Annotated in this window: 13 protein-coding genes; 4 read left to right on the plus strand and 9 right to left on the minus strand. The window is 73.9% G+C overall.

Annotation, left to right across the window (positions count from 1 at the left end; translation table 11 throughout):
- Positions 1-21 precede the first annotated feature (21 nt).
- Positions 22-1104 carry a WD40/YVTN/BNR-like repeat-containing protein gene (locus tag H0S67_RS16150; protein WP_180933864.1) on the minus strand — a complete coding sequence of 361 codons (1083 nt, stop codon included), beginning with the start codon at positions 1102-1104 and terminating at the stop codon, positions 22-24.
- A gap of 363 nt (positions 1105-1467) precedes the next feature.
- On the opposite strand from H0S67_RS16150, the gene H0S67_RS25645 reads away from it, so the two are divergent.
- The 4 genes from H0S67_RS25645 (at position 1468) to H0S67_RS16170 (ending at position 4514) form a co-directional block, all read left to right on the plus strand.
- On the plus strand, positions 1468-2034 hold the full coding sequence (locus H0S67_RS25645; RefSeq protein WP_246354803.1) for an EamA family transporter: 567 nt from the start codon (positions 1468-1470) through the stop codon (positions 2032-2034).
- A 96-nt stretch (positions 2035-2130) separates the two neighbouring features.
- On the plus strand, positions 2131-2373 hold the full coding sequence (locus tag H0S67_RS16160) for a hypothetical protein (RefSeq protein ID WP_180933865.1): 243 nt from the start codon (positions 2131-2133) through the stop codon (positions 2371-2373).
- A 91-nt stretch (positions 2374-2464) separates the two neighbouring features.
- A complete protein-coding gene (locus H0S67_RS16165) occupies positions 2465-3379 on the plus strand; it encodes an alpha/beta fold hydrolase (protein WP_180933866.1) in 915 nt (304 codons plus the stop codon).
- A gap of 1 nt (position 3380) precedes the next feature.
- A complete protein-coding gene (locus H0S67_RS16170) occupies positions 3381-4514 on the plus strand; it encodes a PQQ-dependent sugar dehydrogenase (protein WP_180933867.1) in 1134 nt (377 codons plus the stop codon).
- 47 nt (positions 4515-4561) lie between these two features.
- Here H0S67_RS16170 and H0S67_RS16175 read toward each other — a convergent pair whose 3' ends face one another.
- The 8 genes from H0S67_RS16175 to H0S67_RS16210 all read right to left on the minus strand — a co-directional run bounded on the left by H0S67_RS16175 (position 4562) and on the right by H0S67_RS16210 (position 14542).
- Positions 4562-5425, minus strand: a complete 864-nt coding sequence (locus H0S67_RS16175; protein WP_180933868.1) for an ECF transporter S component — start codon at positions 5423-5425, stop codon at positions 4562-4564.
- Entirely contained in the window at positions 5422-6999 is a 1578-nt protein-coding gene (locus H0S67_RS16180; RefSeq protein WP_180933869.1) for an ABC transporter ATP-binding protein, read from the minus strand. Before H0S67_RS16180 ends, H0S67_RS16175 begins: the two co-directional genes overlap by 4 nt.
- Positions 6996-8105, minus strand: a complete 1110-nt coding sequence (locus H0S67_RS16185) for an energy-coupling factor transporter transmembrane component T (protein ID WP_180933870.1) — start codon at positions 8103-8105, stop codon at positions 6996-6998. Before H0S67_RS16185 ends, H0S67_RS16180 begins: the two co-directional genes overlap by 4 nt.
- On the minus strand, positions 8102-8746 hold the full coding sequence (locus tag H0S67_RS16190) for a hypothetical protein (RefSeq protein WP_180933871.1): 645 nt from the start codon (positions 8744-8746) through the stop codon (positions 8102-8104). Before H0S67_RS16190 ends, H0S67_RS16185 begins: the two co-directional genes overlap by 4 nt.
- A 1-nt stretch (position 8747) precedes the next feature.
- Positions 8748-9947, minus strand: coding sequence for a prenyltransferase/squalene oxidase repeat-containing protein (locus H0S67_RS16195; RefSeq protein ID WP_180933872.1), 1200 nt, complete (start codon positions 9945-9947; stop codon positions 8748-8750).
- 404 nt (positions 9948-10351) lie between these two features.
- Positions 10352-11848, minus strand: coding sequence for an Asp-tRNA(Asn)/Glu-tRNA(Gln) amidotransferase subunit GatB (gene gatB, locus H0S67_RS16200; protein ID WP_180933873.1), 1497 nt, complete (start codon positions 11846-11848; stop codon positions 10352-10354).
- Complete coding sequence (gatA, locus tag H0S67_RS16205; RefSeq protein ID WP_180933874.1) at positions 11845-13707, minus strand: Asp-tRNA(Asn)/Glu-tRNA(Gln) amidotransferase subunit GatA; 1863 nt, start codon at positions 13705-13707, stop codon at positions 11845-11847. The genes gatB and gatA overlap by 4 nt, the downstream gene beginning before the upstream one ends.
- Positions 13708-13738: 31 nt before the next feature.
- On the minus strand, positions 13739-14542 hold the full coding sequence (locus H0S67_RS16210) for a hypothetical protein (RefSeq protein WP_180933875.1): 804 nt from the start codon (positions 14540-14542) through the stop codon (positions 13739-13741).
- Positions 14543-15426: the final 884 nt, after the last annotated feature.

Raw genomic sequence — 15426 nt, forward strand, 5'->3', positions numbered from 1 at the left:
CCGTCGTCCGGGCCGTCGCGATCAGATCGCGGCGGCCCGGACGCACATCACGTCCGGGAGGTCGCTGACGACCTGGTGCCAGGTCTCGCCCTCGTCGGCCGAGCCCCAGACCGCGCCGTTCCTCGCTCCGAAGTAGAGACCGGTCCGCTCGTGGTCGTCGGCGCACATGGCGTCGCGCATCACCGCGACGAAGAACCCGTCGGGCAGGCCCTCGGCCAGCTCCTCCCAGTGCTCCCCGGCGTCCCTCGAGCGCCACACCCTGGCCTTCGCCTGGGGCGGGTAGCGCCGGTCGCCGCCGTTGATCGGGAAGACGAAGACGGTGTCCGGGTCGTGCGGGTGCACCACGATCGGGAAGCCGAAGTCGGCGGGCAGGCCGTCGGCGATGTAGCGCCAGGACTCGCCATGGTCGTCGGACCGGTAGACCCCGCCGTGGTTCTGGAGGTACATCCGCTCCGGCCGGGCCGGGTGGCGGGTGATCTTGTGGACGCACTGCCCGAACTCCGGGTACTGCTGGCCCTCGGGAAGGAACTCCGCCCGGATCCCCTGGTTGCGTGGCTCCCACGAGGCCCCGCCGTCGGAGGTCTGGTAGACCCCGCCGGTCGAGAGCGCGGCCGTGACCGACCGCGGGTCGGTGGGGTGCGGCAGCACGGTGTGGAAGGCCTGGCCGCCGAAGCCGGCGGCCCACTGCGGCCGGTGCGGGTGGTCCCACAGGGCCTGCTCGAGGGCGAACGTCGACCCTCCGTCGTCGGAGCGGAAGACCGCGCCGGGCTCGGTGCCGGCGAACACGACGCCGGGCTCGGCTCCGGGCACCAGCTGCCAGATCCGCTCGACCGTCGCGCCGGCCCCCTCGGGGAAGCGGACCGCGCCGCCCGGAGTCTCCTGCCAGGTGGCACCAAGGTCGTCGGAGCGGCGCACCTGCGGGCCCAGCCAGCTCGACGAGGAGCCGGCGAGCAGCCGGGGCCGCTCCCCCCGCGTGTCGACCAGGCAGGAGTAGACCTCCTCCATGTCGAAGTGTGGTCCGGTGAACTCCCAGTCCACCCGGGCCTCGTCCGACCTGCCGATCCACAGCCCCTTGCGGGTCCCGACCAACAGCACCGTGTCCATTCCTCAGCTCCCTTCACGCGGCGCGCCCTGCGACCCGTTGATCACAGCATGCTGCGCCGACACCTACATTGACCCGGTGTCCTCCCGAATTTCACCGGTCTGGCTGGTGCTCGTCGGGATCCTGTCGGTGCAGTTCGGCGCGGGGGTCGCCAAGAGCCTCTTCGACGAGGTCGATCCGACCGTGCTCGTCTGGCTCCGCCTGGTCACCAGCGCGGTCGTGCTCGTCGCGGTCGCGCGACCCGCGCTGCGTCGTCGTACCTCCCGCGACTGGCTGGTCGTGGCCGGCTTCGGCGCCAGCCTCGGCGTCATGAACTGGGCGATCTACAGTCCTTCGCCCGGATCCCGCTGGGCATCGCGGTCACGGTGGAGTTCGTCGGGCCGCTCACGCTCGCCGTCGTGGGATCACGGCGGCCGCGCGACCTGCTCTGGGTGGCGCTCGCCGCGGTCGGTGTCGGCCTCCTCGGGCTCGAGCGCGGCCACATCACGCTCCCGGGAGTGCTCTTCGCGCTGCTCGCCGGCGCCGCGTGGGCGGCGTACATCCTGCTGAGTGCGCAGACCGGCAGGCGCTGGCCCGGCCTCGACGGGCTGGCGGTGGCCAGCGTCGTCGCCACGCTGCTGCTGACCCCGCTCGTCCTGCACGTGGGCACCTCCCGGCTGGGCGACGGGCGGATCGTGGTGCTCGGCGCTGCGGTGGGGATCCTCAGCTCGGTGATCCCCTACAGCTGCGAGCTGGTCGCGCTGCGGTCCCTGCGGCCTGCCGTCTTCAGCATCCTGATGAGCCTGGAGCCCGCGGCCGCGGCGCTCGCCGGGATCGTGGTGCTCGGCGAGTTCCTCGCACCGGTGCAGTGGCTCGCCATGGCCTGCGTCGTGGTGGCCAGCGTCGGCGCCACCCGCAGCCGCAGCGTGATCGCGGAGCCGGTCCCCGGCTGATCCCGGCTGAGTTCACGCAACCGTCACACGACGTTGACGCCCCTGACGTGGGGCCCTCCTAGCGTGGAGGCACGACAACGTCATGGGGAGGAGCTCATGCCACACCTCATCGGTCTCCCGGCCCAGCCGCTGGCACCACTCACGCAGCCGGTCTCACGTCTGGTCGACGTCGTCGTGCGCTGGCCGGTCGAGTCGCAGCACCGCGCGCGGCGCAACGCCCTGGTCGCCTCCACCGCACTGGCACAACGGCGTGCCGAGCTCGACGAGGTCGAGCAGTTCCTCGCCTCCCTCGGCAGGGACTCCCACGTGGAGGACGCAGCTCACGCTGCACAAGGCTGAGTTCACCGGAGCCGCTCGCCTCCCCGAGCCCTCCGGTGAACTCAGCCACAGGTCCCGCTCCGGGAACCCGTGCTGAGGCACAATCTGGCCCATGTCCGCCGCCGCGGCCCGCGCCGCAACCGTGACCTGCGTCGAGTTCCACGACGTCCTCTCCGACGACGGGACCCGACTGCGGGCCTGGACCAACGACCCTGACGGCAGCATCGACGGACCCACGGTGGTGCTCTGCAACGGCCTGGGCACCAGTCCCTGGACCTGGCCGGCGCTGCTGCGGCCCGACTGCGGCGTCCGTGTCGTGTCCTGGAACCACCGGGGCACGGGCGGCTCCGACCGTCCCGCCGACCCGCAGCGGGTCGGCATCGAGGAGTTCGTGGAGGACGGCCTCTCGGTGATGGACCACTTCGGGGTGGACCGCGCCGTGCTGATGGGCTGGTCGATGGGCGTGAACACGATGTTCGAGCTCGCCCTCGCCCACCCCGAGCGGGTGCGCGGCCTGTTCGCGGTCGCCGGCGTCCCCGGCGACACGTTCTCGACGATGCTCGCCCCGTTCCTGCTGCCCCGCTTCGCGGCCCGCGCGGTGACCGTCAACATCTCCCGGGCGTTGAGGCTCGGCGGCCGTGCCCTGACGCCGATCGCGGCCCGGCTGCCGGTCGGCGCCCGCGCGATCTCGCTGCTGACGCGGACCGGCTTCATGTTCCCCGTCCCGGACCCCGAGCTGGCCGCGGTCGCGGTCGCGGAGTTCCTCAAGACCCCCGTGGACTGGTACGCCCACCTGGCCCTGCGCACCTCCGAGCACGCCCGGGTCCCGCTCAGCCAGATCCGGGTCCCCGTCGCGCTGGTCGCCGGCACCTTCGACGTCCTCGCCGGCGCCCGCCACATGGCGACGGCCGCCGAGCGGCTCGCCGACGCGACGTACGTCGAGCTGCGCGGCACGCACTTCCTGCAGATGGAGCAGCCCGAGCGGGTGCACGACCTGCTCCTGGCCTTCCTGGACCGGGTGTCCTGACGTGCGGCCGGGCGCGGCGCCGGCGATCATCGCGGCCGTCGCGCTCGCGCTCGCGGGCTGCTCGGACGACAGCGCCCGCCCCGACCGCACGGTCACGGCCACCCCCGCGCCGTCGGCGGTCTCCTCCTCGGCCGGGTCCACGCCGGCGTCCACCCCCCGGGTGGTCGGCACCGTCGCCAGCGACCTCCAAGTGCCCTGGGGCCTGGGGTTCCTCCCGAACGGCGACGCCATCGTCACCGAGCGCGACACCCGGCGGGTGCTGCGCATCCACGGGCCGGACCACGACGTCCAGCAGGTCGCCGTGATCGGGGCGGCCGCGCCCACGGGAGAGTCCGGGCTGCTCGGTGTCGCGGTGTCCCCGGACTTCACCCGCGACCACAGGCTGTTCTTCTACGTCACGACGCCCGAGGACAACCGCATCGTGCGCGCGACGTACAGGCACGGCCGGCTGGGCCCGCTCGAGGTGCTCCTCGACGGCATCCCCAACGGCGTCATCCACGACGGAGGCCGGCTGGCGTTCGGCCCCGACGGCTACCTCTACGCCTCGACCGGTGAGACCGGCGACGGCCCACTGGCCCAGGACCTCGGCTCGCTCGGCGGCAAGATCCTGCGGATCACGCCCGACGGTGAACCCGCGCCCGGCAACCCGTTCCGCGACTCGCCGATCTGGTCCTACGGGCACCGCAACGTCCAGGGGCTGGCGTTCGACGACCGCCACCGGCTGTGGGCCTCGGAGTTCGGCCAGGACACCTTCGACGAGCTGAACCTGATCGAGCCCGGTCACGACTACGGCTGGCCGCAGGTCGAGGGCCGAGGCGGCAAGCCCGGGCTCACGGACCCGGAGGTGGTCTGGGACCCCTCGGTCGCCTCGCCGTCCGGCCTGGCCTTCCTCGACGGCCACCTGTGGCTCGGCTCGCTGCGCGGCCAGCGGCTCTGGCGCATCGACGTCAGCGGCGAACGGGCCACCGCCCCCACCGACTTCTTCGTCGGGGAGTTCGGCCGGATGCGCACCGTCGCCGTCGCGCCCGACGGTCGTCTGTGGGTGACCACCAGCAACCGGGACGGTCGCGGCGCCGCGGCCCCGGGCGACGACCGGATCCTGCTGGTGGACCCGGGCTCGAGCGGTAGTCCGTGACGTTTCCGTTGTGGACAACCCGATATCCACAACGGAAGCGTCACGGACTACGCTCCGGCGCCGGGCTTCCCCAGCGTGCCGGTGACGGTGGCCCGGCGGGCGGCCCGGCGCAGGGTGGTCAGGACGGCCGGGCCGAGCACCACGATCGCCACCGAGTTGGTGATCGCACGGCCGGTGTCCCAGCTGCCCGTCGACGTCAGCAGCGTGTAGACCGCGAAGCGCTGGAGGTTCTCCCACACGGGGTCGCCGGGGACGAAGGCCAGCGACCCCTCGTGTCCCGGCACGTCGACGCCGAGCGCGAACGGCCACGTGGAGAGGTTCATCAGCAGCCCGAAGGCGTACGCCGCGACGATGCCGTAGACCACCAGCATCGCGATCTCGGCGCGGCCGGTGACTCGACGCGGGAGAAGCCCAGCCCCCATCCCGACCCACGCCGACACGAGCATCTGGAACGGCAACCACGGACCGACACCGGCTGTCATCAGGGCCGAGGCGAACAGGGACGTGCAGCCCAGCACGAACCCGAAGCCGGGCCCGAACACGCGGCCGGCGAGGATCAGCAGGAAGAACACGAGCTCCACGCCGGCGACACCCGCAGACAGGCCGCGCAGGAGCGCGTTGACCGCGCTGAGCACGCCCAGCACCGCCAGCACCCGCGGGTCCAGGCCCCCCTCGCCCACCTCGGCGAGCACCACCACGATGACGACCGGGAGCAGGCCCAGGAAGAGGAACGGCGGATCCACGCGCGCGTGGTCGGGCACGCGCACGAGCAGCGGCCAGGCGAGCATCATCAGCCCAGCCAGCGAGGCCACGGCCAGCACCACGGCCGACCGCGGCGCGAGCGCGACCGCAGGCCGCCCGACCAGGTGGCTCAGGGGCTGGCCAGCGGGGTGACTGGCGGGGCGGCTCATGACGCGTCCAGCGCGGCGACGACCTCGTCGACGCGCAGCCAGGGGGCGCCGAGCACCTTGGTCACCTGCGGCGCGAACGCCGGAGACTCGGCGACCACCCGGCGTACCGGACCGGACGACACGACCTCCCCGTCGGCGAGGACGACGACGTCGTCGGCCGCCAGGGCGACGAACTCCACGTCGTGGGTGGCGACCAGCACCGCGTGGGCATCGGCGGCCAGGTCACGCAGGATCCCGGCGAGCACCCGCTTGGCCGCGTAGTCGAGGCCCCGCGTCGGCTCGTCGAGGAGCAGGACGTCGGGCCGGGCGGAGAGCACCAGCGCCAGGGCCAGCGCGAGCCGCTGCCCCTCGGACAGGTCGCGGGGGTGGTGGTCGTCGGGGACGCCGGGGACCAGCCGGTCGAGGATCTCCCGGCAGGCACCGGTGCCGCCGTCGGCGGCGGCGCACTCCTCCCCCACCGTCTCGAGGTAGAGCAGGTCGGCGGCGCTCTGCGGCACCAGGCCGACCAGGCCGCGGCGGCCCGCCGCGTCGAGACGGGACGGGTCCAGCGCGCCCACCCGGACCTGGCCGGACCGGCGACGCCCGCTGCCCTGCAGCGCCCAGAGCAGCGACGACTTCCCGGAGCCGTTGCGGCCCATCAGCGCGGTCACCCGGTGGGCGGGCAGCCGGACGTCGACGTCGCGGAGCGCGACGGTGGCCCCGTGCACGACGGTCAGCCCCTGCGCCTCCAGCCCGTCGGTCGACGGCTGCTCCTCGGGGACGGGCGGCGGCGCGAGCCGCTCGCCGAGCCCGCGGGCGCGACGCCGTGCGTCGCGGACGCTGAGCGGGAGCGGGTGCCAGCCCGCCGCGCGGCCGAGCTCGACGATCGGCGGCACGACCGGCGAGGCCGCGAGCAGCTCGCCCGGATCGCCGACACGGACCGTGCCGTCGCCCGTCATCAGGCACATCCGGTCCACGAAGGGCACCACCCGCTCGAGGCGGTGCTCCGCCAGCAGCACGGAGACGCCGAGGTCGTGGACCAGCCGGGTCAGCGTCGCGAGCACGTCCTCCGCTGCGGTCGGGTCGAGGGCCGAGGTCGGCTCGTCGAGCACGAGCAGCCGCGGGTGCATGGTGAGGACCGAGCCGATGGCGACCCGCTGCTGCTGACCACCCGAGAGGGTGCGCAGGTCGCGGTGGCGCAGGTCGGCGATCCCGAGCAGGTCCAGCGTCTCCTCCACCCGGCGGCGCATCGTCTCCGGCGGCAGCCCCAGCTGCTCCATGCCGTAGGCCAGCTCCTCCTCGACGGTGTCGGTGACGAAGCCCGCGGCCGGGTCCTGACCGACGTATCCGACGGCGTGAGCGCGCTCGCGGGGAGGCCGGCCGACCACGCTGACCCCGTCGAGGAGCACGTCCCCCTCGAGCCGGCCGCCGCTGAAGCGCGGCACCAGGCCGCTGACGATGCCCAGCAGGGTCGACTTGCCGACGCCGGTGGGGCCCGAGACCAGCACCAGCTCCCCCTCCTCGACGGTCAGGTCGACCCCGTCGAGGACGGTCGCGCCGTCGTAGGCGAACCGGATGTCGCGCAGCTCGATCACGCCGCCACCTCCTGGCGCAGCGGGACGGCCACGACGTACGACGACGGTGGCGGCGGGGCGCAGAGGCCGCCGGCGACCGCGATCACGACCCCGAGCAGCGAGAGCGCACTGATCTGCGGGAACGTCGAGAGGTCGGGGAAGGCGAGCGGCACCTGGTGCCGCGAGACCCACCAGCCGAGGAGGCCGGTGACGATTCCGGCACCCGCGACCACGAGCTCCGGCCAGCGCCAGGAGTCCGGGCGGTAGCGCGAGCGCTCGACCCGGCGTCCCGCGCTGATCAGCCCCACCACGGCCGCCGCCACCCCCACCACCAGCATCGGCAGGGCGAGGTAGCGCGGAGCGGTGCGGTCGAGCACGGCGTAGACCCCGACGCAGATCCCGCCCAGCCCGGTCAGCATCAGGGCACCGGTCACCCGTCGGCGCGCGGGGGTCAGACCCGCCGAGCGGCCGTAGCCGCGCGCGTCCATCCCGGCCGCCAGCGCCAGCGACCGCTCGAGGGCGTCCTCGAGGACCGGCACCAGGAACCGGCGCATACCGGCCACCCGGCCGGTCTCACCGGCCCGGAGGCTCTGGGCGGCGCGGACCCGTCGAGCGCTGTCGGCGAACTGCGGTAGCACGGTCACCGCGACGACCAGCGCCGTGCCGATCTCGTAGAGGGCCGGCGGCACCGAGCGGAGGAGCCGCTTGGGGTTCGCCAGCGCGTTGGCCGCACCCACGCAGACCACGATCGTGCCGAGCCGGAGCCCGTCGTACAGGCCGGCCAGCAGCGACTCACGGGTCACCGGCCCGAGCAGCGTGATCCCGGCAGCCCAGCCCGGCAGCGGTACGGCGGGGAGGTCGAGCACGACGGTCCCGGCGTAGCCGCCACCGAAGACCACGCGGAAGGCCACCCGCACGACCACGATCACCACCGCCATCCCGACGTAGAGCCGGAAGGACCGCGCCCACGGCTGGTCGGAGCGCCTCGCGACGACCACGACCGTCGCCGCGGCCACGAGCAGCAGCAGGACGAACGGGTTGGTGGTCAGCGAGGCGGCCGTGGCCATGCCGATGGCCCACAGCCACCAGGCCACGGGGTGCAGGTCGCGCGGGAGGCGGGTCGTCATGGCCCGGGTGTCCCCCGCCGGCGGCGTACGACGGCGGTGCCGGCCCCGGCGGCGGCCAGCAGCGCGATGGCGGTCGGGGCGACCCAGGTGGGCAGGCCGCCGTCGGTCCGGTCGCCCCGTGCGGGGGTCCGGGCGTCCTCGGTCGCGGCCTGCGCGGCGCCGATCGCGCGTGGCGGGGCGGACGGCTTCACGTCCCCGGACCGGCCGTCCCACGCCAGCGCCACGGATCCGCCGTCGGGGACGCTCAGCGTCCCGACCCCCGTCGTGGCGTAGTGCCAGGCCGACGACGAGCCGTCGGACCACCACAGCGACCAGTACGCGTCGTCGGGCGGCGTGTTGACGCACGGGTCCTGTGCCGGGAGGCCGGCGACCCGGCAGACGAACCCGGGTTGCCGCTGGACGTAGGCGAGCGCGAGCCCGCTGTCCTCGAACAGCCGGGCGGCCGTCCGGTCACCGCCGTCGGCGTCGCAGGTCCGCACGTCGTGGCCGCCGAGCTCGTTGAACTCGACCACGACGGAGACCCCGTGACCCGCCGAGCAGCCGCCCGTGTGGGCGAACGAGGGCGCGCCCGGCAGCACCGTCACCGCCACCAGCGTGGTGGCGACGACGGCGACGTGCCCGAGGCTGCCCGGCAGTCGCACCTCAGCAGCTCCCGGGCGTCCCGGTCGCCGCGTCGGACCGGAGCCACTGCAGCACCGGCAGCGCCTGGGCGGTGGCCCGCCGGAACTGGTCGGAGGTCTTCACCGTGATGCCCTTCTTCTCCGCAGCCTGCTGGGCGGCGTCGTCGTAGGCGATCGCGCCCACGTCGGCCTGGTCGGCCGCGGCGCAGTCCGCGACCTGGTGGGCGAACACCCAGGTGGCAGCCTTCTCCGCCGCCGCGGTCTCTCCCGTCTGGGCCAGCACGGTCCCTGCGAGTCCGGTGCTGTTGCTGTTGGCAGTCGTGGAGCCGCTGCCGCCCCCGAAGGAGCCGTCGGCGGCCTGCTGCTTCTCCAGCCAGGCCTTCGCGGCGTCCACGTGGGAGGCCACCTGCGCCGAGTCGTCGGCGCTCAGGGCCTGCACCGCGAAGGCGGTGGCGTCCAGGTCGGGCTTGCTCGACCGGTCGCCGTCGCAGCTCTGGTCCGAGGCGCCGGCGTCCTTGGTGAAGTCCAGCCGGAACCAGCCGCCCTGGCACTGCTGGGCGAGCAGGTAGTCGGTCGCGGCGCCTGCCTCGTCGCTGCCCGCGGTGTCGAGGGCCCTGACGGCGTACGCCTGGCCGATGGCGTTGGCGTAGTCGGCGGCGCTCTTCACGTGCGGGTCCAGGGCGTCCTGGATCCGGCCGGTGGCCGGCCCGTGGTCGGCCACGGTGTCCTCGAGCTGGGCGACCAGGTCCTTGCCGCCGTACGACGTGGGGTCCTCACCCACGGCCTGGGCCAGCACGACCGCCTTGGCCGTGCTGCCCGCCGACGTCACCGTCCCGTAGCCCGGGGCGGTGTAGTCGTCGATGTGGGAGGCGAGGCGGTCGCTGATCGCCTGGACGGTGGAGTCCTCGGCGCCCACCCCGTGCAGGGCGAGCGCGACGTCGACGCCGAGGCCGTAGTCGTCGAGGTTGTACTGGTCGTTGTGGACGACGCCCTTGGTCACCTGGGAGGCGAGCCAGGAGGAGCCGGCCGTCAGCGCGGCCGTTTCGTGCTGCGGGGTCTCGCTCGCGGTCGACTTCGGCGTGGAGTCCGACGAGCCGCACGCGGAGGCGAGCAGCGCCAGCGCCCCCAGCGCGACGGTGAGGCCCGATCGGAGTGGGTGGCGCCGGGCCGACCGTCGGGCCGAGCCTCGGGCCGGGAGCAGGGTGGGGTCGTGCTGGTGCATCGCGGGTTCCTTTCCGCTGCACAGCGGGGGACCTCGGGGCGATGCCCTGGGCGCCACCCGCTGCTTTCCTCGACAGCGTGTGATCAGGACGCGTCGCAGCGGGTGCTCCGGCTCGCAGCCCCGGCAGCCTGTCGTGCCACGACAGGGGTGCGGGACGGCCTACGGTTGCGGGTCAGCGCCGGACTTCGACCGGCTTTCCCCAGTGCGGGCGTGATGAGTGGTGGCGGCAGCCTACCAACGGCCGCCGGTCCGGGGTCAGTGCCGTCCGGACCCCGTCCAGAACGCCGAGTCGGCGCTGGTGTACCCGCCCGGACCGCCGAGTCGGCGCTGGTTGACGTGTGTGGAGGTCAACCAGCGCCGACTCGGCGTACTCCTGGTGCGTCAAGCAACGCCGACTCGGCGGGTCAGGTCAGCTTCTCGAGGATCAGCTCGCGGACCCGGCCGGCATCGGCCTGGCCTCGCATCTCCTTCATCACCGCACCGATCAGGGCGCCGGCCGCGGCGACCTTGCCGTCGCGGATCTTGTCGGCGACGTCGGGGTTGGCGGCGATGGCGTTGTCGACGGCGGTGCCGAGCGCGCCGTCGTCGGAGACGATGGCGAGCCCCCGGGCCTCCACGATCTCGTCGGGGGTGCCCTCACCGGCGAGCAGGCCATCGAAGACCTGGCGCGCGAGCTTGTCGTTGATCTTGCCCTCGTCGACCAGGGTCTGGACCCGGGCCACGTCGAGAGGCGTGACGGCCAGCGCGGTCAGCTCGACGCCGGCCTCGTTGGCCCGGCGCGCCATGTCCGAGAGCCACCACTTGCGGGCGGCCTGCGGCGACGCACCGGCGGCGATGGTCTCCTCGACGAGGCCCAGGGCACCGGCGCCCACCGTGTCGCGCATCTCCAGGTCGGAGAAGCCCCACTCGGCCTGCAGCCGCGCCCGCTTCTGGGTGGGGTTCTCCGGCAGCGTGCCGCGGAGCTCCTCGACCCACTCGCGGGAAGGTGCCACCGGCACCAGGTCGGGCTCGGGGAAGTAGCGGTAGTCCTCGGCGTCCGACTTCTCGCGGCCGCTGGTGGTGATGCCGGTGTCCTCGTGCCAGTGCCGGGTCTCCTGCAGGATCGGCCGGCCCTCCTCGAGGACGCCCGCGTGCCGCGACATCTCGTAGCGCACCGCCCGCTCGACCGAGCGCAGCGAGTTGACGTTCTTGGTCTCGGTGCGGGTGCCGAGGGTGCCGGCGCCCCTCGGAGAGAGCGAGAGGTTCACGTCGGCACGGATCGAGCCCTGGTCCATGCGGGCGTCGGAGACCCCCAGCGCGACGATCAGGTCGCGCAGCTGGGCGACGTACGCCTTGGCGATCTCGGGGGCCTTCTCCCCCGCCCCGACGATCGGCCTGGTGACGATCTCGATGAGGGGGATGCCGGCGCGGTTGTAGTCGACCAACGAGTAGTCGGCGCCGTGGATGCGGCCCGTGGCGCCACCGACGTGCAGCGACTTGCCCGTGTCCTCCTCCATGTGGGCGCGCTCGATCTCGACCCTGAAGGCCTGCCCGTCCACCTCGACGTCCATGAAGCCGTTGAAGGCGATGGGCTCGTCGTACTGCGAGGTCTGGAAGTTCTTCGGCATGTCCGGGTAGAAGTAGTTCTTCCGGGCGAAGCGGCACCACTCCGCGATCTCGCAGTTCAGCGCCAGGCCGATCCGGATCGCCGACTCCACGGCCTTGCGGTTGACCACGGGCATCGCGCCGGGGAGGCCGAGGCAGGTCGGGCAGACCTGGGTGTTGGGCTCCGCGCCGAACTCGGTCGGGCAGCCGCAGAACATCTTCGAGGCCGTGTTGAGCTCGACGTGGACCTCCAGGCCCAGCGCCGGGTCGAACCGCTCCAGGACGTCGTCGAACGGGACCAGGACATCGGCGCTCATCGGGCCGCTCCTTCCAGGGCAGGGGCCTTGTCGAGCAGCGGGCCGCCCCACTGCTCCAGCAGCGCCGCCTCGAGGGCCGCGCCGACCCGGTAGAGCCGGTCGTCGGCCAGCGCCGGGGCGAGGATCTGGACGCCGGCGGGCAGACCGTCCTCGTCGGCGAGGCCGCTGGGCACCGAGATGCCGGGCACGCCGGCCAGGTTGGCGGGGATCGTGGCGAGGTCGTTGAGGTACATCGCCATCGGGTCGTCGAGCTTCTCCCCGAGCTTGAACGCCGTGGTGGGCGCGGTCGGCGAGACCAGGACGTCGGCCCGCTCGAACGCCGCGGCGAAGTCCCGGCTGATCAGCGTGCGCACCTTCTGCGCCTGCCCGTAGTAGGCGTCGTAGTAGCCGCTGGACAGCGCGTAGGTGCCGAGGATGATGCGGCGCTTGACCTCGTCGCCGAAACCGGCGTCTCGGGTGGCTCGCATGACCTCCTCGGCGCTGGGGTTCTCGACACCCTCGGGCAGCACCCGCATGCCATAGCGCATCGCGTCGAACTTCGCGAGGTTGCTGGATGCCTCGGCCGGCAGGATCAGGTAGTACGTCGCCAGCGCGTGGACGAAGCTCGGGCAGGACACCTCCACGACCTCGGCGCCGGCCTTGACCATCAGGTCGACGGACTCCTGGAAGCGGGCCAGCACGCCGGCCTGGTAGCCCTCACCACCGAGCTCCGTGACGACGCCGATGCGCACCCCGGTCAGGTCGCCGGCCGCACCCCTGCGGGCCGCGTCGACGAGCGACGCGAGCGGCTGGTCGATGCTGGTGGAGTCGAGCGGGTCGTGCCCGCCGATCACCTCGTGCAGCAGCGCGGAGTCGAGCACGGTGCGGGTCACCGGACCGGCCTGGTCCAGGGAGTTGGCCAGCGCCACCAGCCCGTAGCGCGACACCCCGCCGTAGGTCGGCTTCACACCCACGGTGCCGGTGACGGCGCCGGGCTGGCGGATCGATCCGCCGGTGTCGGTGCCGATGGCCAGAGGAGCCTCGAAGGCCGCCACGGCCGCGGCCGAGCCACCGCCGGAGCCGCCCGGGATCCGGTCGAGGTCCCACGGGTTGTGCGTCGGGCCGTACGCCGAGTGCTCGGTGGAGGAGCCCATCGCGAACTCGTCCATGTTGGTCTTGCCGAGGATCGGCAGGCCCGCCTGCTTCAGCCGCGCGACGACCGTGGCGTCGTACGGCGGGATCCAGCCCTCGAGGATCTTCGAGCCGCAGGTCGTCGGCAGCCCCTGGGTCGCGAGCACGTCCTTGACCGCGATCGGGACGCCGTCGAGCGCCGATGCGGGCGAGCCCGCGGCGCGGCGCTCATCGGCGGCGGCCGCCTGGGCCAGGGCCCCCTCGGCGTCGACGTGGAGGAACGCGTGCACGGCACCGTCGACCTCGGCGATGCGGTCGAGGTGGGCGCGGGTGAGCTCGACCGAGGTGGTCTCCCCCGCCGCCAGAGCGTCGGCGAGCTCCGCGGCCGTGCGCCGCGTCAGCCCGCTCACTGCTCGTCCCCGAGGATCCGCGGGACCGCGAACCGCTGCTGCTCCCTGCGCCGGGGCACCGGAGAGCGCCTGCTCGGCGGTCAGGCACGGGCGCACGACGTCCTCACGGAAGACGTTGGTCATCGGGAGCGCGTGCGAGGTCGGCGGGACGTCGTCGCCGGCGACTCCGCTGATCGAGGCGACCGACTCCAGGATCACCGACAGCTGCGGCGCGAGGTGGTCGAGCTCGGCGTCGTCGAGGTCGATCCGGGCGAGGTTCGCCAGGTGCGCGACCTCGTCGCGGGTGATCTCGACACGGTCGCTGCGCGACGTGCTCGATCCGGGGGTGTCTTCAGGCATGGGCTCAATCCTAGGAGAGCCCGTCCGGAGCTCAGCGGCAGCCCGCTGGCCCGGGCTGGGCCGGTGGTCCGCAGGGTGGGTTCTTCTGGTGCCCCTTGGCCTGCGTCGGCAGCGGGTGGTGGGACGGCTCCGCGGGCTCCTGCGTGGGCGGCGGCGACGCCGAGGGCTGCACCGGCGATGCGGTGGGCCACGCCGTCGGCGTCGTGGTGCCCGATCCGCTGCCGCCCGATCCGCTGCCGCCCGATCCGCTCCCGCCCGACCCGCTCCCGCCCGACCCGGTGCCCGATCCGGTGCCCGACCCGTTGCCTGATCCGGAGCTCCAGCCCGTGCTCGATCCCGACGCCGTCCCGGACCCAGCGCCGGACCCGGTGGCCGAGCCCGTGCTTCCGGGACGGGTGCTCGGGTCGGTCGCGGCCGTGGGTTGCGGGCTGCCGGTGGCCTGCGGGACCGCCGCTCGCGGGGAGGCACCCACCGTCGGGCCGGTCAGCGTGGCAAGGCTCTCGCCCACGCCGGGCGCGCCTGCGGAGGACGAGCGCACGACCACGGTCGCGCTCCGTGCCGGCGACCTGAGCGCGACCGGATCTCGGATCACCAACCGCCCGGCAGAGAGGTCGCGGGGGCCGTCGGGGGAAGCACCCTGCACGGACGTGCCCGGGGCCCGTGCCGCCGGGGTGACCCCGTCCGAGCCGGCGACCAGGGTGGAGGCCACGGCCACACCACCGACGATCACGGACGCTCCGGTGACCGCGACCAGGGCGGCACGACCACGCGGGGTCCGCCACCCCCAGGGGTGTCGCGCCTCGCCACGATGGCGGCTCACGTCGTTTCCGGTCACTGCCGGGAGCGTACGCCGGGCCGGCACCCCTCCCGGGCGACCGAGGCGCCCAGTTCCGCCAGATCAGGTACGGCGGCGAATGGCTCGGCTCCACCGGCTCCGTGGGTCGGAGGTCAGTGCCGGCCGCCGGAACCGTGGCCACCCGGAGCCGGCTTCGGGTGCGAGGTGGACCACGGGGGCTTGCCGTGATGCTTCGGCCGCTTGCCCGGGCTCGCGGACGGCGCCGGGCTGGACGTCGCCGGCGGAGCGCCCGTGGCCCCGGCGGCCGACGGTTGGTCCGAGGGGACGGAGGTGGTGGCGGCCGCGTCCGCAACGTCCTTGGGGGCGGTGACGGAGCGATGGGGCACCGGCGCCGACGGCGACCGACGCTCGGACGTTCCCTGCGCGGATCGCCCGTCGGCCCAGCGGCTCCGGGAGTCCGGGTCCGAGGGACTGGTGAGCGCTACGAGCACGGTCAGGATGACCAGTGCGACGCCACCCACGACGGCCACCACGGCGCCGCGGCCGACGGAGGCCGAGAGGCGGGCACCCAGCGGTGCTCGGCGGCCACGGTGGCGCACGGCCGAGGCCGGCTTGCGGCGAGCCATCAGCTCAGGGCTTGTCGGTGTGATGGCCCTGCGCCTGCGTGGGCAGGGTGTGCGACGGGGACACGTCGGGCTCCCGCGTGGGCTCCGGCGTTGTCGACGTGGGCGTGGCGTGCGCCGTCGCCGTCGCCGTCGCCGTCGCCGTCGCGGTCTGTGCCGCCTTCGTCTGCTGTGTCTCCTGCGGAGTCCGGGGAGCGGAGAGCCGAACCGAGGCCGAGGGCACGCCCACGCTGCCCGTGGCCGACCCAGGGGCCGACGCAGGGGCCGATGCAGGGGCCGACGCAGGGGCCGACCCAGGGG

The sequence above is a fragment of the Nocardioides ungokensis genome (assembly GCF_013466985.1).
Lineage (GTDB): Bacteria > Actinomycetota > Actinomycetes > Propionibacteriales > Nocardioidaceae > Nocardioides > Nocardioides ungokensis.